The sequence below is a fragment of the Azospirillum isscasi genome, from assembly GCF_030849505.1.
GTDB classification, from domain to species: Bacteria; Pseudomonadota; Alphaproteobacteria; order Azospirillales; family Azospirillaceae; genus Azospirillum; species Azospirillum isscasi.
Map to the genome: position 1 here is coordinate 1 of NZ_JAUJFI010000009.1, position 26582 is coordinate 26582.

The window sequence follows — 26582 nt, forward strand, 5'->3', positions numbered from 1 at the left end:
AGGCCGCCACCGAAGCCGCGCTGGCCGCCGCACTGGCGGCAACCGGCGCCGCTCAGCCGGATGGAAAGGCCAAGGCCGCAACCGATGAACCGGTGAAGGCCGCCGGCAAGGGCGAGCCCGCCGCGGCCAAGCCGGTTCCGGACGCGCTTCCGAAGATGGCGGACGCCGTCCCGGCGCCGGTCACCCCGGCGGACGGTCCGCGGACCGAGGCCGCCGCACCCCATGCCGACGCCGATCCCAAGGACAAGGCCGCGAAGGCCGCCGACGCCATGGCCGTCGCTCCCGGCGCCCTGCCCGCCGCCGAACTGCCGAACGACGAGAGCGCGCCGCTGCCGCAGACCCTGTCCGACCTCGCCGCGGCCAAGGCCAGAAGCGCGGGCCGGACCGGGGCCGAAGGCGACGCCGGAGCCAACGCCGGCAACCGCGGCAACCAGGACCCGGGCGGCAACGCCGTCCCGATGCAGCCGCAAGCGCCGCAGGCACCGGTTGCCGACCCGGCAAAGCCTGCCGGGCAAAGTGCGTTCCTCAGCACCGCGGCAGCCGCAGCCGCGTCGGACGCCGCACCGCAGGCGGACGGCGCGTCCCACGCCGCCGCGACACCCCCCACCCATCCGGTTTTCGCCGGAATCGAGGGCGTGCGCACGGCGAGCGGCGTCGAGACTGGGCTGACCACCGCCCAGCTTCGCCCCTCCCGCGGGTCCGCCGGCCTTCCAACGGGCGTGCAGGAGCAGGTGGCCGTCCACATCCGCAAGAACGTGTCGGACGGCAACGACCAGTTCACCATCAACCTGCGCCCCGCCGAACTGGGCCGCATCGACATCAAGCTGGAGATCGGCCAGGACGGGCGGGTCAGCGCGTCGGTCGCGGTGGAGAAGGCCCAGACCCTCGAACTGCTCCAGCGCGACAGCCGCAATCTGGAACGCGCCTTGCAAGACGCTGGGCTGAAGGCGGACGGCAACAGCCTCAACTTCAGCCTCCGCGGCGAGGGCGGCCAGTCGTTCCAGGACTCGGGACGGCAGGGCGGCTCGGGCCGGCGGGGCCGGGGCCTCGGCGGCGGAGCCGGCGAGGTGGAGGACGCGCAGGCCGCCTACACGCTGACGCTGGCCCCGGGCCGCGTCGACATCCAAGCCTGATTCAGACCAGCCGCAGCCATTCCAGCGAAGGACGACGACCATGGCCACCACCAGCACCGACTACGGCAGCAGCTGGAACCTGAACCAGACGAAGACCAAGACCAACACGACCGACACCACCAAGACCACCAAGACCGCCGACGAGCAGAAGCTCGACACCGCGGTGAAGGGGCTGGGTGACAATTTCGAGCATTTTCTGAAGCTGCTGACCACGCAGATGCAGAACCAGGACCCGCTGAAGCCCATGGACACGAACGACATGACCAAGCAGCTGGTCGATTTCGCGAACGTGGAGCAGAACATCGGGACCAACAGCCGGCTGGACAAGCTGCTGAAGCTGCAGAACGCCTCGACCAACTCGACCAACCTCGCCTATCTGGGACGCACGGTCACCTTCCAGGGCGACAGCTTCGACTACACCCAGGGCATGACCGCGGCGCCGCTGGCCTATGAGCTGGAGAAGGCGGCGAAGTCGGTGCGCGTGGACATCCTGGACAGCCAGAACCGCACCGTCCGCTCGATGACCGGGGAGACCACCGCCGGCATCAAGCACGTCGTGAACTGGGACTTCAAGGACGACAGCGGCAACGCCGTCCAGCCGGGCCAATACCGCCTGAACGTCGCCCCGGTGTCCGACAAGAAGGACGACATCATCAAGGCGACCCCCTACACCTTCGGCACGGTCAACGGCATCGGCTCCAACAAGGACGGCGAAACCGTGGTCTCCGTGGGCAGCGTCGAGGTTCCGCTGTCCAACCTCACCAAAGTGTACTGAGGACGGTTCCGGTCCCACCGCGGGCGTTTGATGAAGGCATGGGCATGGGTCCGGATGGGCCTGTGCGCCATGCCTTTTATGCTTAAAACATTAACCCTATCGTTTAGGCTTTTGTTAAGCGGAGAAGAGGTAGGTTACCACCAAATCGTGGAATACACTGCTGATGGTGGAGCGTCCGCGCATGTCATCTCGCGAGCTTGAAATGAGCGACGATGGCTCCAGTGGAGCGTCGGTCATCGGTCCAGCAGGACGGCCGATGACGGAAAATGATCTTCCCCCTCCGGACACCAAGCGCTGGGTGATGCGGCGCAAGGCGGAGGTGGTGGCCGGCGTGCGTTCGGGGCTGATCAGCCTTGAGGAAGCGTGCCGCCGCTATACCCTGTCCGTGGAAGAGTTCCTGTCCTGGCAGCGGCTGATCGACAGCCACGGCATGCGGGGCCTGCGCGCCACGCGGCTTCAGGACTATCGCGGGAACCAGCCGCCACCGTCCGTGCGTGGCCGCATGGCCAGCACCGCCGCCGAATAAGCGATTCCCCCGCCCGCTTTCCGAACGGAACAGACCGCCGCAGGTTCACCCTGCGGCGTCGTTGTTTTGTTGCGTCCTTGCTTTGCAAAATCTGCGGGGCAGGCATCGCTTTTGAATCGGACCCCGCCGCGGTTAACGTTCGGCGCTGGATGAACCCATTTTGAGAGACGATGAAGCGATGCGCTATCTCGACGATCTGACCCCCGGCGACCGCTTCACCGGCGGCCCCGTGACCGTGACGGAAGAGGACATCGTCGCCTTCGCGCGCCAGTTCGACCCGCAGCCCTTCCACCTCGACCCCGAGGCGGCGAAGGCCACCCTGTTCGGCGGGCTGGCGGCCAGCGGGTGGCACACCGCCGGGCTGACCATGCGGATGATCGTGACGGGGGACGGCGCTCTGGCCGGCGGCTTCGTCGGGATGGGGGTGGAGGAGATCCGCTGGCCCAGGGCCACCCGCCCCGGCGACGTCCTGCGCATCGAAAGCGAGATCCTTGAGGTCCGCGCGTCGGCCAAGCGCCCCGACCAGGGCGTCGCCCGCGTGCGCACCACCACCTTCAATCAGAAGGACGAGATGGTGCAGCAGATGACCGCCAACCTGCTCGTCCTTCGCCGCCCCGGAGTGGACCGGTAATAACGGCCCGAACGCAAAACGCACAAAGGGCCGCCCGAGGGCAGCCCTTTTGTGTGCATCGTTTTATCACCGCTGGAAGGGAATGGTGGGCGCACAAGGACTCGAACCTTGGACCCGCTGATTAAGAGTCAGCTGCTCTACCAACTGAGCTATGCGCCCATTCCCATCCGGACATCGAAACGCCCGGCGGCATGAAAGGGTTCGTGGGAGCGATCCCTCTCGGTCCGGAAAGTGATGGTGGGCGCACAAGGACTCGAACCTTGGACCCGCTGATTAAGAGTCAGCTGCTCTACCAACTGAGCTATGCGCCCATCACTTTTCGTTCACACCGGCACCGGAGCCCTCGTCTCTGCGTCAGGGGGTGCCTGACCGTATCGACTAGGGTTCCTGTCCGGCCAAGCCGTCGTCCCGGCCGGTGTGGCGCGGTTTATAGCGAAGGGTCCGGGGCTTGTCGATACCAAAATGGATAGGGCCGCATTTTTTTGTCCCGCTCGTTCCGGCTCCGCACACACCCTTCCCAGTGGCCTTCCCAGTGGCCTTCCCGGCAGCCTTCTTTGACAGCCTCCCGGCCCCGGCGCTATGACCCTGGCACAGAGGATGGCGGAGGAGCGGGGATCATGCAGGGCTGGACCGAGGGCTATGTGGGCGGGATCGGCTACATCCACGCCTTCTATCGGGAACTGTCGCCGTCGCTGCTGTCCCTCGCGCTGACGCTGCGTGGCTGGCGCTCCCCGATGGACCCGTCCGGTTCCTTCGCCTGCGCGGAGATCGGCTGCGGCCATGGGGTGAGCAGCGCCGTTCTGGCCGGCTGCCATCCCGACGCCCGCTTCGAGGCGGTGGACTTCAACCCCGGCCACATCGCCGGCGCCCGGCGCCTTGCCGCCGAGGCCGGGCTGAGCAACGCCGCCTTCCTGGAGGAGAGCTTCGCCGACTACGCCCGAAGCGAAGCCAAGGATCTGGACGTGGTGACCCTGCACGGCGTCTGGTCCTGGGTCAGCGCCGAGAACCGGGCGATCCTGGTGGACCTGCTGAAGCGGCGGCTGAAGCCCGGCGGGCTGGTCTTCGTCAGCTACAACGCCCTGCCCGGCACGCTCGCCTACATGCCGATGCGCCGCATCCTGGTCGAGCATTGCGCCGACCGCACCGGCCCCCTGCCGGAACGCATCGAGGAGGCTGTGGCCTTCGCCAGCCGCCTGACCGCCCTGAACGCCGGCTGGTTCGCCCAGGCCGACGCGCTGCCGGGGCGGCTGGACTCGCTGCGGCGCAAATCGCCCAACTACATCGCCCACGAGTATCTGAACCGCGACTGGACCGCCTTCTACCACGCCGACGTGGCGCGGGAGCTGGCCGGAGCCAAGCTGGACTTCGCCGGCCCCGCTGTTCCGATGGAACAGATGGACGAGCTGTCGCTGCCGCCCGACGCCCTGCCCCTGCTGGCCGAGGCGCGCGATCCCGCCTACCGCGAGACGTTGCGCGACCTGCTGACCAACCGCGCCTTCCGCCGCGACCTGTTCGTGAAGGGGGCCGAGCGTCTGACCGCGGCGGAGCGGCGGGAACGGCTGCGCGCCACCCGCTTCACCCTTCTGGTGCCGCCCGACGATCTGCCGGACGTGATTCTGGCCCCGGTGGGGCGCGTCCCTCTGCCGCCGGACCTGCACGGCCCGCTGGCCGAGGCGCTGGCCGCCGGAACCCCCGCGCTGGCGGACCTGGCCGCCCTCCCCGCCCTGGCCCGCCATGGCGAGGAGGCGGTGCTGCGTGCGTTGATGATCCTGACCAGCCTGGCCTTGGCGGCCCCCGTCCTACCGGAAGCCGGTCTGGCGGCGCGCACGCTCCAGGCCGACCGCTTCAACGCCGCTGTTCTGGAACGCAACCGCCGCAGCGACGCGCTGGACACGCTGGCTTCCCCCATCCTCGGCTCCGGCGTCGCGGTGTCGCGGCTGGAGGCGCTGTTCCTGCTGGCCCAGCGCAGCGGCGCCGACCCCGCGGCCACCGCCTGGGAGGCGCTGTCGGCGGACGGCCTCGCCCTGTCGCGCGACGGCGGGCGGCTCGACGGCGACGAAGCCAATCTGGCGGAGCTGCGCGCCCGCTTCGACCGATTCACCCGCCTGCGGCTGCCGGTCCTGCGCCGCCTCGGCGTGGCTTGACGAAAGGACCGTTACGGCTCGACCAGTCCCTTTTCATCCGCCGCGCGGTCGAACTGGAGCGCCGCGAGACGGGCGTAGAGGCCACCCTCGCGGACCAGATCGGCGTGGCGCCCGGTGGCGACGACGCGCCCCTGCTCCATCACCACGATCCGGTCGGCGTTCAGGACGGTGGCCAGCCGGTGGGCGATGATGATGGTGGTGCGCCGGGTCATCAGCTTGTCCAGCGCGTCCTGCACCATGCGCTCGCTCTCCGCGTCGAGCGCGCTGGTCGCCTCGTCCAGCAGCAGCACCGGCGGGTCGCGCAGGATGGCCCGCGCGATGGACAGGCGCTGACGCTGCCCGCCGGACAGCCGCACGCCCTTTTCGCCCAGGAAGGTGTCCAACCCCTCCGGCAGCGCTTGCAGGAACTCCAGCGCGTGGGCGGCCTCGGCGGCGGCGAGCACCTCCGCGTCGCTGGCGTCGGGGCGCCCGTAGCGGATGTTCTCCCAGGCGTTGGCGGAGAAGACCACGGGATCCTGCGACACGAGACCCAGCCGCCGCCGCACCTCCACCGGATCGGCGTCCCGGATGTCCACCCCGTCCAGGGTGACCATCCCGGCCTGCGGGTCGTAGAAGCGCAGGAGAAGCTGGAACACCGTGGACTTGCCGGAACCCGACGGCCCGACCAGGGCCACCGTTTCCCCCGGCCGGATCTCCAGGGAGAAATCCTCCAGCGCCGCCCAGTCGGGGCGCGAAGGATAGTGGAACCGCACGTCGCGGAAGGACAGCGCCCCCTGCGGCGGTTCCGGCAGGGCACGCGGGTCGGCCGGGGCGCGGATTTCCGGCACGGTGTCCAGCAGGTCGAACAGCCGCTCGGTCGCTCCGGCGGCGCGCTGGAGGTCGCCGGCCACCTCGCTGATCGCGCCCACCGAGCCGGCGACGACCACCGAATAGATGACGAAGGCCGAGAGCTGCCCCACCGACAGCCGTCCGGCCAGAACGTCGTGCCCGCCGATCCACAGGATGAGGCCGACCGAGCCGAAGACGAGGACGATGACGATCATGGTCATGATCGCGCGCACCGTCACGCGCCGCCGTGCGGTGGCGAAGGCGTCCTCCACCCGTGCCCCGAACAGGCCGCGGTCGATGGCCTCGTGCGTGTAGGCCTGCATCGTTCGGATGGCGCCCAGCGTCTCCTCCACGAAGGAGCCGAGGTCGGCGATCTTGTCCTGGCTGGCCCGCGACAGGGCGCGCACCCGCCGCCCCATGAGGATGATCGGCAGGATGACCAGCGGCACGCCCAGGAAAACCAGCCCCGCCAGCTTCGGCGAGGTCACCAGGAGCATCACCGTGCCGCCCACGAACATCAGCAGGTTGCGCAGCGCGATGGAGACGGAGGAGCCGACCACGGTCTGAAGCACTTCGGTGTCGGTGGTCAGGCGCGACAGGATCTCGCCGGTCTTGGTGGTTTCGAAAAAGCCGGGGGAGAGCTTCACCACATGGTCGTAGACGGCGCGGCGGATGTCGGCGACCACCCGCTCCCCGATCCAGCTCACCAGATAGAAGCGCCCGAAGGTGGAGGCGGCCATCAGCACGATCACCGCCAGCAGCACCAGAAGCGCCCGGTCGAGCAGCGCCGAATCGCCCGCCACGAAGCCCTGGTCCACCAGGACGCGCATCCCCTGCCCCAGCCCCAGCACGGTCCCGGCGGCGACGGTCAGGGCCAGGGCGGCACCGAAGATCTGCAGCCGGTAAGGCCACAGGAACGGAAACAGGCGGCGCAGCGGCGACAGGTTGCGGCGGCGCGATGCGGCGGAAGGCGCCCCTTCGGGCACCGGATCGGACTTCGACGAGTAACGGGACACCGGGGCTCCCCAGCGGCAGGACGATGTGCGGTGGTGCACGGGGGCAAAGCCGGCATATAGCAAGGCGGCTCCCCCGGAACAAGGCACGGCACGGCCGTCGAACCGAAGCACAGAGACACGAAGTCGGAGAGATTCGGCCAGTCGCGCCCCGATCCGAAGGCACGCGCTTGCCGGCAACCCGGCGCGTGAATCCTCCGTGTCTCCGTGTCTCTGCGGCCAATGACGCGGCGGTCTGCCGGGATCTCCGCCATTTAGGAGGGGGCGCCTTTCCGCACAGGAACGCGGTTGCATCGCGCCGCATGCTTTGCTATAGACCGCGCTCGCTTTGCAGGAACCCCGGCCATGAAGACTGATATCCATCCCGACTACCACGAGATCAACGTGGTGATGACCGACGGCACCACGTTCAAGACCCGCTCCACGATGGGCAAGCCGGGCGACACGCTGCGCCTCGACATCGACCCGAAGTCGCACCCGGCCTGGACCGGCGTGCAGAAGCTGCTGGACACCGGCGGCCAGATCGCCAAGTTCAACAAGCGCTTCGCGAGCTTCGGCCTGAAGAAGTAACCTTCTTCGTCCGCAAAACGAAAATGGGGCGTCCGGTCCGCCGGACGCCCTTTTCGCGTTCGCAGCGTTCTGTGAAGCCGCGCCGGGGTCAGCCGGCCATCGCCACCGCGTCGCGGGCGCGCTCGTCCAGGCGGGCGACGCGCATGTAGAGCCGGTGGCTGCGCTCCAGAAGGCTGCGCAGGCCCTCCGGCAGTTGTTCGTTGTCGGGGCCGGAGGGATCGGTGCAGATCTCGCCGCCGGACAGGGCGAAGTCGTCGCTCGCCGCCTGCGCGCGGCTCATCTCCCCGGCATGGACGGCCTTCTGCGCCAGAAGCCAGGCCATGACCTGGGTCAGGCGGCTGGTCACCCGCATCGATTCGTACGAGATTTGAAGCCGGACCTGGGGCGGCAGCGCCCGGTGGCTGACGGCATCATGATAGGCGATGTAATTGCGCGCCTCGATCAGCAGCGCCATCGTCTCGTCATAGGTCCCGTTGAAGAAGGTCGGTGTTTCCATCACGGCCGTACCCCTCCCGCGGCCTGATGGCCCGTTTCCGAGCCTCGCCGCAACTGATTAACAATCTGTGAGTGGATGTGGACTCCCGCCGTCCGCCCCTTGGCCGGCGGCGGCGTGGTCCGGCGAAATTCGAAAAGCGCCCTCTTGAACGGTCCGGGCACTCGCTTATCTGACGCGGTGAAGGCGGACGCCCAGTCGGGGTTCGCCGGAACCGCAAGCCGGGGGACTGACGATGATCGTGGTCCCCGACCGCTGTATCGCTCTTTTGGAGGATATGTCATGCGCTCCTACGACCTTTCGCCCCTGTTCCGTTCGACCGTCGGATTCGACCGCCTCTCGCGTCTTCTGGAGAACGCGATGACCGGCGACGAGGCCGCCGCGTCCTACCCGCCCTACAACATCGAAAAGACGGGCGACGACGCCTACCGGATCACCATGGCCGTCGCCGGCTTTGGCCCGGAGGACCTGGAGATCACCGCTCAGCAGAACTCTCTGGTGGTCACAGGGAAAGCTAAGAAGGAACAGGAGACCGGCCAATTCCTCTACCGGGGTATTGCCGGCCGCGCTTTCGAGCGCCGCTTTCAGCTTGCCGACTTCATCAAGGTGGGCAACGCCAATCTGCTGAACGGACTGCTTCACATCGATCTGGTGCGCGAGGTGCCGGAGACGATGAAGCCGCGGACCATTCAGATCAGCGCCAACGGCACGCCGAAGCCCGCGCTGACCCAGCAGGCCGCGTAACCGCGAAGGTTCCGGACGTTCTTCGGACGGCGCCCTGGGAAACCGGGGCGCCGTTTTTGCGCCCCCGGCAGGCGCCGGCCTTTTCATAGGCCGGTCACGATCCGGTCGGGCGGCAGATCCACGGTCACCGTGGTCCCCCGCCCCGGCGTGCTGTCGATGCGCAGCGCGCCGCCATGCGCCTCGACCAGCCGCTTGGAGATGGACAGGCCGAGCCCCGTTCCCTCATAGCGCCGGGACATCGACTGATCCACCTGGACGAAGGGGGTCAGCGCCTTCGGAATGTCCTCCGCCGTCATGCCGATGCCGGTGTCGATCACCGACAATTCCAGGCCCCCCGCCGCACCCCGCCGCGCACGGATCATGGCGGACTCGCCGGAACGGGAAAATTTGACGGCGTTCGACAGCAGGTTCACCAGCACCTGCCGCAGGCGCAGCGCGTCGCCGGACAGCGGCGGCAGGCCATCCTCCATCTCGATGCGGATCGGCACCCCGCGCTTGCCCGCCTGGATGGCGACGAGGTTCAGCGCCTCGCCCACCAGGGCGGACGGATCGACGATGCCCTCGCTCAGACTCAGCCCGCCGGCCTCGATGGTCGTGAGGTCCAGGATGTCGTCGATGATCGCCAGAAGATGCTCGCCCGACTGGCGGATCGACCCGGCGTAATCGGTGTAGCGGTCCACCTCCACCGCCCCCAGCAACCGCATTTCGATCACCTGGGCGAAACCGATGACCGCGTTCAGCGGGGTCCTCAGCTCGTGGCTCATGATCTGGAGGAAGGCCGATTTGGCGCGGTCCGCCGATTCGGCGGCTTCCTTTGCCGCGATCAGGTCGCTTTCGATCCTCTTGCGCCCGGTGATGTCGCGGATGATGCCGGTGAAGATACGGCGCCCGCCCGTCTCCACCGCGCTGACCGACAGTTCGATGGGAAAGGCGGCACCGCCGTTCCCACGCACCGCCATGGCCTCCCGCACCGCCCCGGCACCGCGGGCCTGTCCGCCCGGCTGGTAGACGGCCAGCCCGCCGTCCTGCAGCAGCGGCCCGATGCCCGGGATCAGCCGGTCGATCCGGTTCCACAGCATGTCCGCCGCCGGAACGCCGAACATCGCCTCCGCCGCCGGGTTGAAGCTGTGGACGATGCCCTCCCCGTCCATGGTGACGATGGCGTCGGCGGCGGCGTTCACGATGGCGTTGGTCCGCGCCTCCGCCATCAGGAGAGCGTCGGCGGTCCGCACATACTCGGTCATGTCGGTCAGCGTCCCGACACAGCCCTGCACCCGTCCGTCCGCGTCGCTCAGCGGCGAGCCCTGGCACAGGGCGAAGGTGACCCCGCCGTCCGCCCCGCAGAAACGCAGGTTCAGCAGGACCGGCTGCCCCTCCGCCATCGCCCGCGTCCAATCCGCGTCCAGCCGCGGGCGGTCGTCCGGATGCAGGGCGGCGCGCCAGCCATGACCGGACAGCGCATCGGGGGTCAGCCCGGCGATGGCGGCGAAACGCGGGTTGGCGAAGACGAGTCCGCCCTCCCGGTCGGTCTGGAAAATGCCGACCGGGGCGGAGCGGGCCAGCGTCTGATACAGCGCCTCGCTCGCCCGCAGGCGCCGTTCGGCCTCCACCCGGTCGGTCACGTCACGCGCGTTGATGACGATTCCCTGGACGTCGGGGTCGTTCAGCAGGCTTCGCGCCGTCGCCTCCATATGGCGCCAGCCGCCCTCCCAATGACGCACCCGGCAGATGAACGGTTCCGCAGCGCCGGTGGGCACCCCGCTGCCGTGGCAGGCGAGGCGCCGGGCGGCCTCCCCACGGTCGTCCGGATGGACGCAATCCAGGACGAGCGTGCCCCGCAGCGATTCCGGCAGAACGCCCAGCACGCGGAGCGAAGCGGCCCCCACATCGGCGAACCGGCCGTCACGCGACACCACCGCCATCACGTCGCCGGCATTCGCCATCAGGGCATGAACATACCGCTCAAGACTCCGCACATTTCACCTTTCCGCATCGCCGCTCGATGCAGTCCAGTAAGCCGGCAATCTGTTAACGATTCATGACAACTCTGTAATCAAACAAGAAAAAGCGCCTTAGCACGCAGAGAATCGGCGCGCAAAGGCATCTGTGGTTGCATCCGGCGCTTCGGTCATAACCATATGGCCTATGCCAGATAGCATGATGACTTCCGATCCTTTGATTTTTGCGGCAAGCGCCTTGCCGGACTTCGCCGGAGTCATACGGTCGACTCCGCCCAGCAGGAACAGCGCCGGGCAGGACACCGCCGCCGCCGCCTCGCCGCCGCGGGTGTAGGCGTTGCAGGCGCCCAGATCGACGCCCAGCACGCCGGGCCGCGCCCGCTGCATCAGCCGCCGCCCGCCGGGAACCAGCGACAGGCCGGGCGCCGCCGCGCCGCCGACATGCCCGCGCGGCCCGTGCCCCCAGCCGATGACCAGCTCGATGGCGGAGGGGTCGTTCAGCGCCGCCGCGGCCAGCAGGTCGGGATGGACCGGCATCGTCTCCGCGACACCCAGCAGGGCCAGCGATTCGACGCGGCTCCCATGCCGTGCCGCGGTTTCCAGGGCCACCAGGGCGCCCATGGAATGGCCGGCGAGCGCCGCCTTTGCCACCCCCGCCGCGTCCAGCAGCGCCACGATCCAGTCTGCCAGCCCCTCGACGGAGGCGACGGGCGCCCCGCCGGACCGGCCATGGCCCGGCAGGTCCACCGCCAGGACCGACCGCCCGTGATGGGCGAGGTAGCGGCTTTGCAGGCTCCACACCGTATGGTCCATGCCGGCGCCGTGGATCAGCACCAGCGCCGGCTTGGCCGGGTCGAAGGGCCGCCCGCCCGTGTGGGCGTAGACGGTCTGGCCGTTGACGGTCAGTTCCATGGCAGCGTCCTCCTCACGCCTTGGTCGCGGCGCGCAGCGCCTGGCGCAGGTCGTCGATCAGGTCGTCGCAATCCTCCAGCCCGATGGACAGGCGGATCATGTCCTCCCCCACCCCGGAGGCGGCGAGCGCCTCGGCGTCCAGCTGCGCGTGGGTGGTGCTGGCCGGGTGGATGACCAGCGACTTGGCGTCGCCGACGTTGGCGAGGTGGGAGAACAGCGCCAGCTTCTCGATGAAGCGCCGCCCGGCCTCGCGCCCGCCCTTGATCCCGAAGGAGATGATGGAGCCGGCGCCGTGCGGCAGGAGCTGCGCGCGCAGCCGGTGGTCGGGATGGTCGGCCAGTTCCGGATGGGTGACCCAGGCGACGCTGCCGTTCTCCGCGTAAGCCTCCGATTCGAGGAAGCCCAGCACCTTGCGGGTGTTGTGGATGTGGCCCTTCATGCGCAGCGGCAGGGTCTCCACCCCCTGGAGGATCTGGAAGGCGTTCATCGGGCTCATGCAGGCGCCGAAGTCGCGCAGCCCCTCCGCGCGGGCGCGCATGATGAAGGCCGCCGGCCCGTATTCCTCCGCGAAGTCGATGCCGTGATAGCCGGCGTAGGGCTCCGTCAGGGTCGGGAACTTGCCCGACGCCTCCCAGTCGAAGGTGCCGCCGTCGATGATCACGCCGCCGATGGCGACGCCGTGCCCGGCCAGCCACTTGGTGCAGGAATGCATGACCAGATCGGCGCCGAAGCTCAGCGGCTTGCACAGATAGGGCGTGACGAAGGTGGCATCGACCAGCAGCGGCAGCCCGGCCTCGTGCGCGATGGCCGACACCCGCGGGATGTCCAGCACCTCCAGCCCCGGATTGCCCAGCACCTCGCCGAAGACCAGCCGCGTCTCGGGCCGGATGGCCGCGCGGAAGCCGTCGAGGTCGCGCGGGTTGACGAAGGTCGTGGTGATGCCGAAGCGCGGCAGCGTGTAGGCCAGCAGGTTGCGGCTGCCGCCGTAGATCGAGGAGGAGGCGACGATGTGCCCGCCCGCGTCCATCAGAGTCATGATGGCGAGCGTCAGGGCCGCCTGGCCGCTGGCCGTGCAGACCGCGCCGACGCCGCCGTCCAGCGCCGCCAGCCGCTCCTCCAGCACCGCCACCGTGGGGTTGGAGATGCGGGAATAGATGTGCCCCGGCCGTTCCAGGTTGAACAGCGAGGCCGCGTGGTCGGTGTCGTCGAAGACGTAGGACGTGGACTGGTAGATCGGCACCGCCCGCGCCCCGGTGGCCGGGTCGGGCCGCTGGCCGGCGTGCAGGCTCAGCGTGTCGAACTTGAGGAACTTGGCGTCGGCCATACCCTTGCCCCTGAAAAAGGTAAGGGCCGCCCGTGGTGCGAGCGGCCCCTGCTGTTTCGTGTTTTTTTTGCCTGCCCTGCTCAACTCGGTGAGCTGATTTGCGGCGAGGGTATGGCTGGATGACGCAAAGGTCAAGTAGGGGCTTTCCGAAAGTTGCCCCGGATTTCCAACCAACTCGTTTCGAACCGTCTCACGCAACGCCGACCATCGTTTCCTCGGCCAGCCAGTCCACCACCCGGGCCAGGGCCTCCCAGCCGGTGGCGCCGTGCTCCAGCGCCTCGCGGTAGATGGCCACCTGGCGATGGGCGCTGGTGCCGCGGCGGATGATGTCGCGGGCGTGGGCGACCTCCGCCACGCAATCGAAATGCTCCGCGTCCTCGCGGGTCAGCTCGATCAGCTCCTCCATCAGGTCCGCGTAGGGAACGATGGTGCCGCGCCCGAAATCCACCAGCCCCTCGTCCAGGCCGTAGCGCTGGGCGCGCCAGCGGTTCTCGCCGATCAGCAGGTTCTTGTAGGGGCGCCAGACGACGTTCCTCAGCCGCAGCCGCCACAACATCCGCAGCAGGCAACGGAACAGGGCCGCCACCGTCACCGCATCGTCCAGCCGGGTGCAGACGTCGGTGATCCGCATCTCCAGGGTCGGGAAGCGCTGGGACGGGCGGATGTCCCACCACAGCTTGCTGGCGTCCTCGATGATGCCGGCGTTGACCAGCACATTCACCTGCTGCTGGTACTCGCCGAAGCTCTGGAAGCTGTCGGGCATGCCGGTGCGCGGCAGCTCGTTCCACACCGCCAGCCGGTAGGACTTCCGTTCCATGTCCTGCCCCCGCCAAAAGGGCGAGGAGGTGGACAGCGCCAGCAGATGCGGCAGGAAGTAGCGGACCTGGTTCATCAGGTCGATCCGCAGGTCGTCGTCCTCGATCCCGACATGGACGTGCATGCCGCAGATCATCAGCCGCCGCGCCGGGGCGCCCAGGTCGCGGGCCAGCATGTTGTAGCGGTCGCGGTTGGTGTGCTTCTGCGGCTCCCACGCGGCAAAGGGATGGGTGGAGGCCGCGATCGGGGCGAGGTTGTGGGCGCGCGCCACCCCGGCCACCGTCGCCCGCAGCCGCGCCAGCTCCACCCGCGCCTCCTGCAGGGTCGCGCAGACCGGCGTGCCGACCTCGATCTGGCAGCGCAGGAATTCCGGGTGGATCTGGCCGGGCGCCTGCTCCTGGCAGGCGGCCAGCATCTCGTCGGGCGGGTTGCGCGCGATGTCCCGCGAATTGCGGTCCACCAGCAGATACTCTTCCTCAAGCCCCAGCGTGAAGGCCGGCTCCATGAACGCTCACTCCCGCGGGAACAGTTTGACCTGATGGAGGGCCGGGTCGGCCAGGATCGGCTCCAGAGCGTCGCCCAGCACCGTGGCCCAAAGCCCAGCCCCTTCCGGGGTGGCGATCAGATCCTGGCGCACCTCCACCAGCACGTTGGGCAGGCCGGCGGGGGTGGCGTGGGTCTCCACCGTGCCGCCCAGCGTGGTGCGGCCCGAATAAGGCTCGTTGTCGCCCACGCACCAGCGCCCGTCGGCGCGCAGCCGTTCGATCATCGGCAGCGGGATGCGCGGGTCGCGGTCCCACAGGATGCCGACGTGCCAAGGCCGCACCACCCCCCGCATGACCGGGGTGAAGCTGTGGATCGAGACGATGGCGGGCACCTGGCCGCGTCCGCGGTGCCGGGCGACCTCGGCGGCGATGGCCGACTGGTAGGGGGTGAAGATGGCCTCCACCCTGCGCTGCACCTCCGCCGCATCGAGCGCCCGGTTGCCGGGGATCACCACGTCGTCGCTGACCACCGGAATGGCGGTGGCATCGTCGAGCGCCCGGTTCGGATCGATGACCAGCCGCGAATAGCCGGACAGCACGGCGGTCGCCCCGAATCGCCCGGCCAGCCGCCGGGTCAGGGCCGCCGCCCCGATGTCCCAGGCGATGTGGCGGGACAATTGCGCCTCGGTCAGCCCCAGATCGCCGAGCGCCTTCGGAATCGCCCGGGCCGCGTGGTCGCAGACCAGGATCAGCGGGCGTTCGGCGTCGGGGTTGAGCACCGTCACCGGCGGCGGGTCGCCGGGTCCGAGCAGCGGTGCCGCGGGGGCGGTGCGCGGCGGAGTCGGCGCCGTCACCGGCCGGGAATGCTCGGCGGGCTGCCGGGAACTCGATTCGGAGAAAGGCTGGTCGGAGGAAGGCTGGGTCATCGTCGGACAATATTGCAGGAGATGGGATGGTCCGGAAGCCGACAAAAAAGTGGTAGGCCGCGGGCACGGGATGCTAAAGCGGGTTGCAATCCGCTTTGGACCGCACCGGCGGGAACACGGCTTCCGCCTGCCGCCGGCGAACGAGGCGATGCGAGTCCGAGGCGGGCTGAAGGCCGCTTCAGGGCCGCCAACCTTTCTGGCGAGTACGGCAATGACGAAGAAATTCTGGCTCCTGTTGTTCGCCCTGTTGCTCCCTCTGTCGGCCTGCGGTCCGGTATACACCACGCAATACTCGTTCGTTCCGCCCAAATCGGCGGAAGGGCGGATGTGCGTCCAGTCCTGCGGGCAGGGGCGGACTTATTGCCGCCAGCTCTGCCAGATGGATAAGCACGCCTGCCTCCAGGACGCCCGCGACCGCGCGAAGGACGACTACCGCGCTTATGTGCGGCGCCAGAACGCCGAGAAGAAGCCGATCAAGCGCGACCCCAGCGACTTCGACCGCAGCTACGCCTGCGGCACCAGCAGTTGCGAGAGCCGCTGCGAATCCGACCGGCGCGACTGCTACCGCGACTGCGGCGGGCAGGTGATCGCCCGGGAGGTCTGCACCATGGGCTGCGACCAGATCCCGCCGCAGCCCGCCGCCCTGCCCTACACGCCGAAGTCCGACATGCAGAAGCCCGCCGGGGCCGCTGCGCCCCACGCCCCGCTGTGCCGCACCGGCGAAGAGGTGGAGGTTCTCTTCGAGGACGAGTGGTACGAGGCGGTGGTCACCGGCCCGCTGCGCCCCGACGGCCGCTGCCCGATCCATTACGAGGGCTATGACGAGGACGAGGACGAGGCGGTGGGTCCCAAGCGGCTGCGCCCGCGCCTGGATTGAACCGTCCCGCGCGGCGCGTGAGGGCTGCCGTTCCCAGCGGGAGCCCGTGCAGGTGAGCCATGCGGCGGGCGGGCGTGGTGCCGTCAAGGCGCCGCCGCTATAAGGATCGCATGCCCGACGCCAGCAGCCTCACAACTGGAACGCGCGGCACCGCCACCGAGCGGGCCGCGCTCATCGCTCTGCTCACCGGGGCGCTGGCCATCGCCTTCGCCCCGATCTTCGTCCGCCTCTCCGAGCTTGGACCGAGCGCCACCGCCTTCTGGCGGCTGGGCTTCGCCATCCCCGCCCTGTGGCTGTGGATGGCGCTGGAGGCCAAGGGAACGAACCGTCCGCGCCGGCCCTCCTCCCTCACCGATTGCGCCCGCCTGACGGTGGCCGGCCTGTTCTTCGCAGGTGACCTCGCCGTCTGGCACTGGTCGATCCGCTACACCTCCGTCGCCAACTCCACGCTGCTCGCCAATTTCGCGCCGATCTTCGTGACTTTGGTGTCCTGGCTGGTGTTTAAGGAACGGTTCAGCCGCAAGTTCCTGGCGGGACTCGGCCTGGCGCTGTGCGGTGCGATGGTGCTGATGGGGCAGAGCCTGACGCTGAGCCCGGACCATCTGTTCGGCGACGCCCTGGGCCTGCTGACCGCCGTTTTCTACGGCGGCTACATCCTGGCGGTGGGGCGCCTGCGGGCGGACTTCTCCACGGCCACCATCATGACCTGGAGCGGAGCCGTCAGCGGCCTCGCCCTTCTGCCCATCGCGCTGCTGTCGGGGGAAAGCCTGATCGCCGGATCGGCCGGGGGCTGGGCGGTGCTTCTGGGGCTGGCGCTGGTCAGCCACGCCGGCGGGCAGAGCCTGATCACCTACGCGCTGGCCCATCTGCCCGCCGCCTTCTCCTCCGTCAGCCTGCTGCTCCAACCGGCGGCGGCGGCGGTGCTGGCCTGGGCGCTGCTCGCCGAACCGCTCGGCCTGCTCCAGGCCCTCGGCGGGGCGGTGGTCCTGGCGGGCATTGTGACGGCGCGCCGCGGCAGCCGATGATGCGGTCCATTCGCAGCCGCCCCGATGCGAGTTGACGTGATTTGCCCGACTCGGGTACGACCTATGACTGATTGCTGATGAAAGGGCATGCCTCCGTGTCCGACACCGAAGACCCCCACCACGTACCGGCCTCCTCCCAGCGCATTTCGGAATGGGTGGCCGAACGGATTCTGGAACGCATCGCCCGCGGCGAGCTGGTTCCGGGGGAGCGCCTCCCCGGCGAGCGCCAGCTTGCCGAACAACTCCATGTCAGCCGCGTCTCGGTGCGCGCCGCCCTGCAGAAGCTGAAGACGCAGGGCTTCCTGACCGCCGTCCAGGGCGGCGGCACGCGCGTGGTGTCCTCCGCCGGCGCGATGGACGGCGCCCTGACCGAGATGGTCCGCGTGAAGCACGGCAACCTCTGCGACCTCGTGGAGATCCGGCAGGCGCTGGAGAGCTGGGCGGCCCGGCGCGCCACGGAACGCGCGTCGCAGGAACAGATCGACCACATCGGGCGGGTCCTCGCCGCGATGGGCGAGACGGGCCGCGACGGCAAGCAGGCCGCCGACGACATGGACTTCCACCTCGCCGTCGCCCAGGCGGCGGGAAGCCCGGTCTATCTCCATCTGCTGGCGACGATCCGCGACATCCTCGGCCAGATGATGGAGTACCACCACACCGAGCCCTTCGCGCTGGGCAAGGAGGCGCTGATGATCGACCATCACCGCGCCATCTACGAGGCCATCAAGCGCCGCGACGCCGATGCCGCGGCCTCCGCCGCCGCCGATCATCTCGGCTGGGTGCTCGACCGCTACAACGATCTGAGCCGCAAGGCCGAAGACCTCTCCCACCCCGGCGCCGAGCACACGCCGTAGCGGCCCATGGCGGGGGGCGGGCAACGCCGAACCCTCCCCTCCCCGCCTCCGGCCGGCGCATGGCGAATCACCGGCGCATGAAAAAAACCGCAGGGTCCGGATGAACCCTGCGGCTTTTCTTTTCAGCCGACCGTTCTTTCAGCCGACCGGGGCGCTCCTGGTCATACGGCCAGGATATCCTCGATCTGCTTGGTCACGTCGTCGATCTCGGCCATGCCGTCCACCGTCTTCAGAACGCCACGGCTCTGATAATAGGGCAGAATCGGCGCGGTCTGCTCGTGATACTGGGCAAGACGGGTCTTGACCGTGTCCGCGTTGTCGTCGGCCCGGCGCTTGAACTCCGTGCCGCCGCAGGCGTCGCACACACCCTCGACCTTCGGCTTCTCGAAGCTGTCGTGATACCCCTTGCCGCACTTGGCGCAGGTGTAACGGCCCGTGATGCGATCGACGAGGATGTCGTCGACGACCTTCATCTCGATCACATGATCGAGCTTCAGGCCCTTCTCGGCGAGCATGCTGTCGAGCGCCTCGGCCTGGGCGACCGTGCGCGGGAAGCCGTCGAGGATGAAACCGTTCGTGACGTCCGGCTTCGAAATGCGCTCGGCGATCATCTGGACCATCAGTTCGTCCGGCATCAGCTTGCCGGCGGACATGATGTCCTTCGCCTGCTGCCCGAGCGGACCGCCCTCGGCGACCATCGCGCGGAGCATGTCGCCCGTGGAAAGCTGGACGAGCCCGCGTGTGTCTTCGAGACGCCGCGCCTGGGTCCCCTTCCCGGCGCCCGGCGGCCCGAGCAGAATGAGATTCATTACTTTCTCCCCCGAAGCTTCGCTTTTTTGATCAGCCCCTCATACTGGTGGGCCAGCAGATGGGAATGAATCTGCGCAACCGTGTCCATCGTAACCGTGACCACGATCAGCAGGCTGGTGCCGCCAAAATAGAACGGAACCGAATGCTGGGAAATCAGGATTTCGGGGAGGAGACAAACCGCCACAAGGTAGGCCGAGCCGATGACCGTCAGCCGGGTCAATACGTAGTCGATGTAGTCGGCGGTGTTCTTGCCCGGACGGATGCCGGGGATGAAGCCGCCATACTTACGCAGGTTTTCGGCCGTGTCCGCGGGGTTGAAGACGATGGCCGTGTAGAAGAAGCAGAAGAACACGATCAGCGCCGAATACAGGATCATGTAGAGCGGCGTGCCGTGCGCCAGATAGCGCGAGACGGCCTGCAGCCACTCCGGCCCCTCGCCGCCCGCGAAGCCGACCGCGGTCAGCGGCAGCAGCAGAAGCGACGACGCGAAGATCGGCGGGATGACGCCCGCGGTGTTCAGCTTCAGCGGCAGGTGCGACGCTTCGCCGCCGAACACGCGGTTGCCCATCTGCCGCTTCGGATACTGGATCAGCAGGCGGCGTTGGGCGCGCTCCATGAACACGATGAAGAACACCACGCCCACCGCCATCAGCAGCAGGAAGACGATGAACAGCGTGGACAGCGCGCCGGTGCGGCCCAGCTCCAGCGTGCTGACGAGAGCGCGCGGCAGCTCGGCGACGATGCCGGCGAAGATGATGAGGGAGATGCCGTTGCCGATGCCGCGGGCGGTGATCTGCTCGCCCAGCCACATCAGGAACAGCGTGCCGCCGACCAGCGTGATGACCGTGGCGATCTTGAAGAACAGCCCCGGTTCGGGAACCGCGGCGCCCGACGCGCCGGTCATCGCCTCAAGCCCAACGGCGAGGCCCCAGGCCTGCACCGTCGCCAGCAGCACCGTGCCGTAGCGGGTGTACTGGTTCAGCTTCTTGCGGCCCGATTCGCCCTCCTTCTTCAGCGCTTCCATCTGCGGCGACACCGCGGTCAGGAGCTGCACGATGATGGAGGCCGAGATGTACGGCATGATGTTGAGGGCGAAGATCGTCATGCGGTGCAGCGCACCGCCGGCCAGCATGTCGAACATGCCGAGGATGCCCCCGCCCTGCTGCCGGAAAATATCGGCCAGGATCTGCGGGTTGACGCCCGGAAGAGGGATGTAGGTGCCCAGGCGGTAAATGATCAAGGCACCAAGGGTGAACCAGATCCGCTTCTTCAGCTCGGTCGCCTTGGAGAAGGCCCCGAAATTAATGTTCGCGGCAAGCTGCTCGGCCGCTGATGCCATGGGTCGTATCCCTGTCCCTAATGTGCGAACGGGGCGGTCCTGCAGAATGCAGGCCGCCCCTCGCAACTTCGCTTCATTTAGTGCCGGAAGGTGCCCGCGCGCAAGCGCGGGCTTCCGATCACTCGGCGGCTTCGGTGGCGGACGCGGTCAGCGTGACGCTGCCACCCGCCTTCTCGACCGCTTCCACAGCCGACTTGGAGGCGCCGGCCACGGTGAAGCTGGCCTTCGTCGTCAGGGCGCCCTTGCCCAGCAGACGGATGCCGTCCTTCTTCACCTTGCCGGTGACGCCCGCCGCTTCCAGAGCCACCGCGTCGATGGTCTGGCTGGCGTCGAGCTTGCCGGCGTCGATGAACTTCTGGACCAGGCCCAGGTTCACCACCGAGTATTCCTTCGCGAAGATGTTGCGGAAACCGCGCTTCGGAAGGCGGCGGTGAAGGGGCATCTGGCCGCCTTCGAAGCCGTTGATGGCAACGCCGGTGCGCGAGGTCTGACCCTTCACGCCACGGCCGCCGGTCTTGCCCTTGCCCGAACCGATACCGCGGCCGACGCGCATGCGCTCCTTACGGGCACCGGGGTTGTCCCGGAGATCGTTCAGCTTCGTCATGGGTTCAGCCCTCGTTCTCGACGCGGACCAGGTGCGCGACCTTGGCGATCATGCCCCGCACGGCCGGAGTGTCCTCCAGTTCGCGGGTCCGGTGCAGCTTGTTGAGACCCAGACCGACCAGCGTCGCGCGCTGGTCGTGCTTACGACCGATCGGGCTGCCGGTCTGGGTGACGATGACGGTCTTCTTGTCGGCCATGATCAAGCCTCCTGCGCACCGGCGGCGCCGGTTTCACGCTTGCCGAGGATGTCGCTCACGCGACGGCCGCGGCGGGCGGCGACGCTGCGCGGGCTGGAAACCTGCGACAGGGCGTCGAAGGTCGCCTTGATCATGTTGTGCGGGTTGGAGGTGCCGATGGACTTCGTCACCACGTCCTGCACACCCAGCGCCTCGAAGATCGCGCGCATCGGACCGCCGGCGATGATGCCGGTACCGGCCGGGGCGGTGCGCAGCACGACCTTGCCGGCACCGAAGTGACCGTTGGAGTCATGATGCAGCGTGCGGCCTTCGCGCAGCGGAACGCGGATCATGCCGCGCTTCGCCTGGTCGGTCGCCTTGCGGATCGCCTCCGGCACTTCACGGGCCTTGCCCGATCCGACGCCGACGCGGCCCTTGCCGTCGCCGACCACCACCAGGGCGGCGAAGCCGAAGCGACGGCCACCCTTGACGACCTTGGCGACGCGGTTGATGCCGACGAGCTTTTCGATCAGCTCGCTCTCTTCCCGATCGCGTTCACGCGGCTGCCGCTCGCGGTCGCTCCGCTCGCCTCTTTCACGTGCCATTTCGGAGCCTCCTTAGAACGACAGCCCGCCCTCGCGGGCGGCGTCAGCCAGGGCCTTGACCCGGCCGTGGTAAATGTAGCCACCACGGTCGAACACGACCTCGGTGACGCCCGCCGCCTTGGCGCGCTCGGCGATCAGCGCACCGATCTTCTTGGCGGCCTCGACGTTCCCACCGTGCTTGAGCTGCTCGCGCAGCTCCTTTTCCACGGACGAGGCCGAGGCGACCGTGCGGCCGTTCTCGTCGTCGATGATCTGGGCGTAGATGTGCAGATTGGACCGGAAAACCGAGAGGCGAGCCCGCCCGCCGGCCTTCTTGGCAATCTGCGCGCGCACGCGCTGCTTGCGGCGCTCGTGGAGTTGCTTTGGCTTGAGCATGGCGGACCTTACTTCTTCTTGCCTTCCTTGCGGAGGAGGGTTTCGGTCTCGTACTTGATGCCCTTGCCCTTGTAGGGCTCCGGCTTCTTCCAACCGCGGATCTCCGCGGCGACCTGACCGACCTTCTGCTTGTCGAAGCCCGACACCGAGATCGCGGTGGGCTTGTCACACTTGATGGTGATGCCCTCCGGGATCGGGTACTTGACGTCGTGCGAGTAGCCGAGCTGCATGACCAGCTCCTTGCCCTGCACGGCGGCACGGTAACCGACGCCGTTGATCTCGAGGTTGATGGTGAAGCCCTGGTTGACGCCCGTGACCATGTTGTTGATCAGGGTGCGCGAGGTTGCCCACATGACGCGGGCGCGCTTGCTGTCGTTCGCCGGGGTGACCACGACCTTGCCGTCTTCCAGCTTGGCCGTGATGTCGTCGATGAGGGTCAGGCTGAGCGAACCCAGCTTGCCCTTGGCCGTCACCTGCTGGCCGTTGACGGCAACGTCAACACCAGCGGGAACCGGCACGGGATGCTTGCCAATGCGCGACATCAGAGGGTCCCCCTTAGAACACGCGGCAGAGGACTTCACCGCCGACGTTGGCGGCGCGGGCCTCATTGTCCGACATCACGCCGCGCGGCGTGGAGAGGATCGCGATGCCCAGGCCGTTGAAGACGCGGGGCAGATCGGTGATCTTCGAATAGACGCGGCGGCCGGGCTTCGACACGCGGGCGATCTGCTTAATCACAGGCTCGCCTTCGTGATACTTCAGCTCGATCTTCAGGTTCTTGATGCCGGGACGCAGCTCCTCCTCGGAGTAACCGCGGATGTACCCCTCGCGCTTGAGAACCTCAAGCACGTTGCTGCGCAGCTTCGACGCCGGGCTCTGCACAACAGACATACGGGCGTGCTGACCATTGCGGATGCGGGTCAGCATATCGCCGAGCGGATCGCTCAAAGACATTCTCCGACCCTCCTTACCAGCTCGACTTCACCATCCCCGGGATCTGGCCGGTGGAGGCCAGTTCACGGAGGGTGACGCGGGACAGCTTGAACTTGCGATAGAACGCCCGCGGACGGCCGGTCATTTCGCAACGGTTGCGGATGCGCACCTTCGACGAGTTGCGCGGCAGCTCGGCCAGCTTGAGGCGGGCGGCGAACTGCTCTTCCGGCGGGAGGGAGCGGTCGGTAGCGATGGCCTTCAGGCGGGCACGCTTGTTGGCGAACTGCTTCACCAGCTTGGTGCGACGCTTGTTCTTCTCGATGGCACTGGTCTTAGCCATGGGGTCGTGCTCCAGCCAATCAGGCCACAAACGGCATGTCGAAGGCCTTCAGGAGGGCCTTGGCCTCCTTGTCGGTCTTCGCCGAGGTGACGAAAATGATGTCCATGCCGCGGATCTGATCGATCTTGTCGTAGTCGATCTCCGGGAAAATGATCTGCTCCTTCACGCCCATGGCATAGTTGCCACGGCCGTCGAAGCTGTTGCCGGGGATGCCGCGGAAGTCGCGGACACGCGGCAACGCGATCGTGACCAGGCGATCCAGGAACTCGTACATGCGGTCACGGCGGAGCGTGACCTTGCACCCGATCGCCATGCCCTCACGCAGCTTGAACTGCGCGATCGACTTGCGGGACTTCGTGACGATCGGCTTCTGGCCGCTGATCGCCGTCAGTTCGCTCACCGCATTCTGGATCTTCTTGGAGTCGCCGACGGCCTCGCCGACACCCATGTTGATGACGATCTTCTCGATCCGCGGAACTTCGAGATCGTTCGCGTAGCCGAACTCAGCCTTGAGCGCGGCGCGGATCTTGGAGTCGTACACTTCCTTCAAACGTGCAGCCATTGGTCCGGTCCTCACACGTCGATGACTTCGCCGGACCGCTTGGCGACACGCACCTTGCGGCCATCCTCAAGGACCTTGAAACCGACGCGGGTCGGCTTGCCGTCCTTGGGGTCGACATGAGCAACATTCGAGACGTTGATCGGCGCCTCGAACTCAACGATGCCGCCCTGCGAGGTGGCGCTCGGACGCTGGTGCTTCTTCACCACGTTCACGCCCTGCACGACGACACGGTTTTCCGCCGGGATGACCTTGAGGACCTCGCCGGTCTTGCCCTTGTCCTTGCCGGCCAGAACGACGACCTTGTCCTTGGTCTTGATCTTCGCGGCCATCACAGCACCTCCGGCGCCAGCGAGATGATCTTCATGAACTTCTTGCCGCGAAGCTCACGAGTGACCGGCCCGAAGATACGGGTGCCGATCGGCTCGCCCTGCTTGTTGATCAGCACGGCGGCGTTGCGGTCGAAACGGATCGCGGACCCGTCCTCCCGGCGCAGTTCCTTCGCGGTGCGGACGATGACGGCGCGATGCACGTCGCCCTTCTTGACGCGGCCCTTCGGAATGGCTTCCTTGACCGAGACGACGATCACGTCGCCGACGGTGGCAACCTTCCGCTTGGACCCGCCAAGCACCTTGATGCACTGCACCCGGCGCGCCCCGCTATTGTCGGCGACTTCCAGGTTGGTTTGCATCTGGATCATGGTTTGTACCCTTCCGTTTACGCGGCGCCGCCAACGGCGGCGGACTCAAGCACGACCGTCCAGCGCTTGCGCTTGGAGATCGGGCGGCACTCGATGATCGAAACGGTATCGCCGACCTTGAACTGGTTGCCCTCGTCGTGGGCGGCGTACTTCTTCGACTGACGAATGAACTTCTTGTACACGGGGTGCATGACGCGGCGCTCGACCAGGACGATAACCGTCTTGTCGCCCTTGTCGCTGACCACCGTGCCCTGCAGAACGCGGCGAGGCATAGGTAGCCCTCCTTACTTGCCGGCTTCGGCCGAGCGCGAACGCTCGCCGAGGATCGTCTTGATGCGCGCGATGTCGCGACGCACCACCCGCACCCGCGCGGTGTTCTCCAGCTGGCCGGAGGCCCGCTGGAAACGCAGGTTGAACTGCTCCTTCTTGAGCTGGAGGAGCTGATCGTTCAGCTCCTCCGTGCTCTTCGCACGAACATCGACGGACTTCATGCCGCCACCTCCTCACCGCCACCGAGGCGGGTCACCAGCTTGGTCTTGATCGGCAGCTTGGCGGCCGCCAGGGCGAACGCCTGCTTTGCCACATCCGCGGGCACGCCGTCCAGCTCAAACAGAATGCGGCCGGGATGAACGCGGGCCGCCCAGTACTCGGGCGTGCCCTTACCGGAACCCATGCGGACTTCGGCGGGCTTGGTCGAGACCGGCAGGTCCGGGAACACGCGGATCCACACGCGGCCCTGACGCTTCATGGCGCGGGTGATCGCGCGGCGGGCCGCCTCGATCTGACGGGCCGTGATGCGCTCCGGCTCCAGGGCCTTCAGGCCGAAGGAGCCGAAGTTCAGCTGGGTGCCGCCCTTCGCGTTGCCGTGGATGCGGCCCTTGTGGGCCTTGCGGTACTTGGTACGCTTCGGAGAAAGCATCGCTCGTGCCCCTTACTCGCGGTCAGCGCGCTCGGAGCGGTCACGGTCGCCGCGACCGCGGCCCCCACGCTCCTCACGGTCGCCACGCTCGCGACGCTCGCGGCGCGGCTCGCCATCGGTCGACACCGGCTCGGTGCCCATGCGCTTGTCCTGGGCCATCGGGTCGTGCGCCATGATCTCGCCCTTGAAGACCCACACCTTGACACCGCAGGTGCCGTAGGTGGTCTTCGCGGTCGCGGTGCCGTAGTCGATGTCCGCACGCAGGGTGTGCAGCGGAACGCGGCCCTCGCGGTACCACTCCAGACGGGCGATTTCGGCGCCGCCGAGACGGCCGGAGCAGTTGATCCGGATGCCCTGGGCGCCCAGGCGCATGGCCGACTGCACGGCGCGCTTCATGGCGCGGCGGAAGGCCACGCGGCGCTCCAGCTGGCTGGCGATGTTCTCGGCGATGAGGCGGGCGTCGATCTCCGGCTTGCGGATCTCGACGATGTTCAGGCTCACCTCGCCGCCGGCCATCTTGGACAGCTCGGAACGCAGCTTCTCGATGTCCGCGCCCTTCTTGCCGATCACCACGCCCGGACGGGCCGAGTGGATGGTGACGCGGGCCTTCTTGGCCGGACGCTCGATGACGACGCGCGAGCAGCCGGCCTGCTGCAGGCGGCCCTGCAGATAGCCGCGCAGCTTCAGGTCCTGGTGCAGCAGGTTGGCGTAGTCGCGCTTGGCGAACCAACGGCTGTCCCAGGTCCGGTTGATGCCGAGGCGCAGCCCGATCGGATTGACTTTCTGACCCATCTTACTCGGCCCCTTCGGCAGCGGCGGCGTCGCGCTCACGCACGATGATCGTCAGGTTGGAGAACAGCTTCTCGACCCGCGCGCCGCGGCCACGGGCCCGGGCGTGGAAGCGCTTCATCACCAGGGCGCGGCCGACCGTCGCCGAGGAGACGTACAGGCGGTCCACGTCGAGCTGATGGTTGTTCTCGGCGTTGGCGATCGCGGCCTGCAGAACCTTCTTCACCTCGCCGGCGATGCGGCGCTTGGAGAAGGTCAGCTCGGCCACGGCGCTGCTGGCATCCATGTTGCGGATGAGCTGGGCGACGAGGTTCAGCTTGCGCGGGCTGGTGCGGATCATCGGATTGGAGGCGATGGCCTCGTTCTCCGCGATACGGCTGGGGTTGGAGGGCTTGCCCAT

At 67.9% G+C, this 26582-nt stretch carries 34 protein-coding genes and 2 tRNA genes; 10 read left to right on the top strand and 26 right to left on the bottom strand.

Features of this window, described 5'->3' with window-relative positions; all coding sequences use genetic code 11:
* The 4 genes from QSG27_RS03660 to QSG27_RS03675 all read left to right on the top strand — a co-directional run.
* On the top strand, nucleotides 1-1133 hold a 1133-nt coding region (locus tag QSG27_RS03660; protein WP_306703791.1), incomplete at its 5' end, for a flagellar hook-length control protein FliK.
* Nucleotides 1134-1173: 40 nt separating this feature from the next.
* A complete protein-coding gene (locus QSG27_RS03665; RefSeq protein WP_306703792.1) occupies nucleotides 1174-1908 on the top strand; it encodes a flagellar hook assembly protein FlgD in 735 nt (244 codons plus the stop codon).
* Nucleotides 1909-2110: 202 nt separating this feature from the next.
* Nucleotides 2111-2434, top strand: a complete 324-nt coding sequence (sciP, locus tag QSG27_RS03670) for a CtrA inhibitor SciP (protein ID WP_172428387.1) — start codon at nucleotides 2111-2113, stop codon at nucleotides 2432-2434.
* A gap of 160 nt (nucleotides 2435-2594) precedes the next feature.
* Nucleotides 2595-3065: a MaoC family dehydratase gene (locus tag QSG27_RS03675; protein ID WP_306703793.1), complete on the top strand. Its 471-nt coding sequence runs from the start codon at nucleotides 2595-2597 to the stop codon at nucleotides 3063-3065.
* An 83-nt stretch (nucleotides 3066-3148) separates the two neighbouring features.
* On the opposite strand, the gene QSG27_RS03680 is transcribed toward QSG27_RS03675, so the two are convergent.
* Nucleotides 3149-3224, bottom strand: a tRNA-Lys gene (locus QSG27_RS03680).
* Between the two features lie 76 nt (nucleotides 3225-3300).
* A tRNA-Lys gene (locus QSG27_RS03685) sits at nucleotides 3301-3376 on the bottom strand.
* Nucleotides 3377-3682: 306 nt separating this feature from the next.
* Here QSG27_RS03685 and QSG27_RS03690 point away from each other — a divergent pair.
* Nucleotides 3683-5209, top strand: a complete 1527-nt coding sequence (locus QSG27_RS03690) for a class I SAM-dependent methyltransferase (RefSeq protein ID WP_306703794.1) — start codon at nucleotides 3683-3685, stop codon at nucleotides 5207-5209.
* Nucleotides 5210-5220: 11 nt separating this feature from the next.
* Here QSG27_RS03690 and QSG27_RS03695 read toward each other — a convergent pair whose 3' ends face one another.
* Nucleotides 5221-7053 (bottom strand): ABC transporter transmembrane domain-containing protein, encoded by a 1833-nt coding sequence (locus QSG27_RS03695; RefSeq protein WP_306703795.1) that lies wholly within the window; start codon nucleotides 7051-7053, stop codon nucleotides 5221-5223.
* A 342-nt stretch (nucleotides 7054-7395) separates the two neighbouring features.
* On the opposite strand from QSG27_RS03695, the gene rpmE reads away from it, so the two are divergent.
* Complete coding sequence (gene rpmE / locus QSG27_RS03700) at nucleotides 7396-7620, top strand: 50S ribosomal protein L31 (protein ID WP_306703796.1); 225 nt, start codon at nucleotides 7396-7398, stop codon at nucleotides 7618-7620.
* An 88-nt stretch (nucleotides 7621-7708) separates the two neighbouring features.
* Here rpmE and QSG27_RS03705 read toward each other — a convergent pair whose 3' ends face one another.
* Entirely contained in the window at nucleotides 7709-8116 is a 408-nt protein-coding gene (locus QSG27_RS03705; protein WP_306703843.1) for a DUF1465 family protein, read from the bottom strand.
* A gap of 279 nt (nucleotides 8117-8395) precedes the next feature.
* Between QSG27_RS03705 and QSG27_RS03710 the strand changes: the two genes are divergently transcribed.
* Nucleotides 8396-8857: an Hsp20 family protein gene (locus QSG27_RS03710; RefSeq protein ID WP_306703797.1), complete on the top strand. Its 462-nt coding sequence runs from the start codon at nucleotides 8396-8398 to the stop codon at nucleotides 8855-8857.
* Nucleotides 8858-8940: 83 nt separating this feature from the next.
* On the opposite strand, the gene QSG27_RS03715 is transcribed toward QSG27_RS03710, so the two are convergent.
* The 5 genes from QSG27_RS03715 to QSG27_RS03735 form a co-directional block, all read right to left on the bottom strand.
* Nucleotides 8941-10833 carry a PAS domain S-box protein gene (locus QSG27_RS03715; RefSeq protein ID WP_306703798.1) on the bottom strand — a complete coding sequence of 631 codons (1893 nt, stop codon included), beginning with the start codon at nucleotides 10831-10833 and terminating at the stop codon, nucleotides 8941-8943.
* A 96-nt stretch (nucleotides 10834-10929) separates the two neighbouring features.
* Nucleotides 10930-11727: an alpha/beta fold hydrolase gene (locus QSG27_RS03720; RefSeq protein ID WP_306703799.1), complete on the bottom strand. Its 798-nt coding sequence runs from the start codon at nucleotides 11725-11727 to the stop codon at nucleotides 10930-10932.
* A 13-nt stretch (nucleotides 11728-11740) separates the two neighbouring features.
* Nucleotides 11741-13051, bottom strand: coding sequence for an O-acetylhomoserine aminocarboxypropyltransferase (locus QSG27_RS03725; protein ID WP_306703800.1), 1311 nt, complete (start codon nucleotides 13049-13051; stop codon nucleotides 11741-11743).
* Between the two features lie 190 nt (nucleotides 13052-13241).
* Entirely contained in the window at nucleotides 13242-14372 is a 1131-nt protein-coding gene (locus QSG27_RS03730) for a carboxylate-amine ligase (RefSeq protein WP_306703801.1), read from the bottom strand.
* Nucleotides 14373-14378: 6 nt separating this feature from the next.
* A complete protein-coding gene (locus QSG27_RS03735; protein WP_306703802.1) occupies nucleotides 14379-15278 on the bottom strand; it encodes an N-formylglutamate amidohydrolase in 900 nt (299 codons plus the stop codon).
* 325 nt (nucleotides 15279-15603) lie between these two features.
* On the opposite strand from QSG27_RS03735, the gene QSG27_RS03740 reads away from it, so the two are divergent.
* The 3 genes from QSG27_RS03740 to QSG27_RS03750 all read left to right on the top strand — a co-directional run bounded on the left by QSG27_RS03740 (nucleotide 15604) and on the right by QSG27_RS03750 (nucleotide 18034).
* Nucleotides 15604-16155 carry a hypothetical protein gene (locus tag QSG27_RS03740; protein ID WP_306703803.1) on the top strand — a complete coding sequence of 184 codons (552 nt, stop codon included), beginning with the start codon at nucleotides 15604-15606 and terminating at the stop codon, nucleotides 16153-16155.
* A gap of 110 nt (nucleotides 16156-16265) precedes the next feature.
* Nucleotides 16266-17180, top strand: a complete 915-nt coding sequence (locus QSG27_RS03745; RefSeq protein ID WP_306703804.1) for a DMT family transporter — start codon at nucleotides 16266-16268, stop codon at nucleotides 17178-17180.
* Between the two features lie 95 nt (nucleotides 17181-17275).
* Nucleotides 17276-18034: a FadR/GntR family transcriptional regulator gene (locus tag QSG27_RS03750; protein WP_306703805.1), complete on the top strand. Its 759-nt coding sequence runs from the start codon at nucleotides 17276-17278 to the stop codon at nucleotides 18032-18034.
* 161 nt (nucleotides 18035-18195) lie between these two features.
* Here QSG27_RS03750 and QSG27_RS03755 read toward each other — a convergent pair whose 3' ends face one another.
* The 17 genes from QSG27_RS03755 to rplV form a co-directional block, all read right to left on the bottom strand.
* A complete protein-coding gene (locus QSG27_RS03755) occupies nucleotides 18196-18843 on the bottom strand; it encodes an adenylate kinase (RefSeq protein WP_306703806.1) in 648 nt (215 codons plus the stop codon).
* Nucleotides 18843-20183 (bottom strand): preprotein translocase subunit SecY, encoded by a 1341-nt coding sequence (gene secY / locus QSG27_RS03760; protein ID WP_306703807.1) that lies wholly within the window; start codon nucleotides 20181-20183, stop codon nucleotides 18843-18845. Before secY ends, QSG27_RS03755 begins: the two co-directional genes overlap by 1 nt.
* A gap of 118 nt (nucleotides 20184-20301) precedes the next feature.
* Entirely contained in the window at nucleotides 20302-20787 is a 486-nt protein-coding gene (rplO, locus tag QSG27_RS03765) for a 50S ribosomal protein L15 (protein ID WP_306703808.1), read from the bottom strand.
* Between the two features lie 4 nt (nucleotides 20788-20791).
* Nucleotides 20792-20983, bottom strand: coding sequence for a 50S ribosomal protein L30 (rpmD, locus tag QSG27_RS03770; protein WP_306703809.1), 192 nt, complete (start codon nucleotides 20981-20983; stop codon nucleotides 20792-20794).
* A 2-nt stretch (nucleotides 20984-20985) separates the two neighbouring features.
* A complete protein-coding gene (gene rpsE / locus QSG27_RS03775; protein WP_306703810.1) occupies nucleotides 20986-21567 on the bottom strand; it encodes a 30S ribosomal protein S5 in 582 nt (193 codons plus the stop codon).
* Between the two features lie 12 nt (nucleotides 21568-21579).
* A complete protein-coding gene (gene rplR / locus QSG27_RS03780) occupies nucleotides 21580-21942 on the bottom strand; it encodes a 50S ribosomal protein L18 (protein WP_149467683.1) in 363 nt (120 codons plus the stop codon).
* Between the two features lie 8 nt (nucleotides 21943-21950).
* Complete coding sequence (rplF, locus tag QSG27_RS03785; protein ID WP_306703811.1) at nucleotides 21951-22484, bottom strand: 50S ribosomal protein L6; 534 nt, start codon at nucleotides 22482-22484, stop codon at nucleotides 21951-21953.
* Nucleotides 22485-22497: 13 nt separating this feature from the next.
* Nucleotides 22498-22896, bottom strand: a complete 399-nt coding sequence (gene rpsH / locus QSG27_RS03790; RefSeq protein WP_035675041.1) for a 30S ribosomal protein S8 — start codon at nucleotides 22894-22896, stop codon at nucleotides 22498-22500.
* A gap of 13 nt (nucleotides 22897-22909) precedes the next feature.
* On the bottom strand, nucleotides 22910-23215 hold the full coding sequence (rpsN, locus tag QSG27_RS03795; protein ID WP_306703812.1) for a 30S ribosomal protein S14: 306 nt from the start codon (nucleotides 23213-23215) through the stop codon (nucleotides 22910-22912).
* 19 nt (nucleotides 23216-23234) lie between these two features.
* Nucleotides 23235-23777, bottom strand: coding sequence for a 50S ribosomal protein L5 (gene rplE / locus QSG27_RS03800; RefSeq protein WP_306703813.1), 543 nt, complete (start codon nucleotides 23775-23777; stop codon nucleotides 23235-23237).
* 11 nt (nucleotides 23778-23788) lie between these two features.
* Nucleotides 23789-24109: a 50S ribosomal protein L24 gene (gene rplX, locus QSG27_RS03805; RefSeq protein ID WP_094303025.1), complete on the bottom strand. Its 321-nt coding sequence runs from the start codon at nucleotides 24107-24109 to the stop codon at nucleotides 23789-23791.
* On the bottom strand, nucleotides 24106-24474 hold the full coding sequence (rplN, locus tag QSG27_RS03810) for a 50S ribosomal protein L14 (RefSeq protein ID WP_012973215.1): 369 nt from the start codon (nucleotides 24472-24474) through the stop codon (nucleotides 24106-24108). The genes rplX and rplN overlap by 4 nt, the downstream gene beginning before the upstream one ends.
* A gap of 17 nt (nucleotides 24475-24491) precedes the next feature.
* Nucleotides 24492-24746, bottom strand: coding sequence for a 30S ribosomal protein S17 (gene rpsQ, locus QSG27_RS03815; RefSeq protein ID WP_306703814.1), 255 nt, complete (start codon nucleotides 24744-24746; stop codon nucleotides 24492-24494).
* A 12-nt stretch (nucleotides 24747-24758) separates the two neighbouring features.
* A complete protein-coding gene (gene rpmC, locus QSG27_RS03820) occupies nucleotides 24759-24965 on the bottom strand; it encodes a 50S ribosomal protein L29 (RefSeq protein ID WP_014241030.1) in 207 nt (68 codons plus the stop codon).
* A complete protein-coding gene (gene rplP / locus QSG27_RS03825) occupies nucleotides 24962-25393 on the bottom strand; it encodes a 50S ribosomal protein L16 (RefSeq protein WP_014241031.1) in 432 nt (143 codons plus the stop codon). Before rplP ends, rpmC begins: the two co-directional genes overlap by 4 nt.
* Before the next feature lie 12 nt (nucleotides 25394-25405).
* Nucleotides 25406-26185 carry a 30S ribosomal protein S3 gene (gene rpsC, locus QSG27_RS03830; RefSeq protein ID WP_306703815.1) on the bottom strand — a complete coding sequence of 260 codons (780 nt, stop codon included), beginning with the start codon at nucleotides 26183-26185 and terminating at the stop codon, nucleotides 25406-25408.
* 1 nt (nucleotide 26186) lies between these two features.
* Complete coding sequence (rplV, locus tag QSG27_RS03835) at nucleotides 26187-26582, bottom strand: 50S ribosomal protein L22 (RefSeq protein ID WP_149467688.1); 396 nt, start codon at nucleotides 26580-26582, stop codon at nucleotides 26187-26189.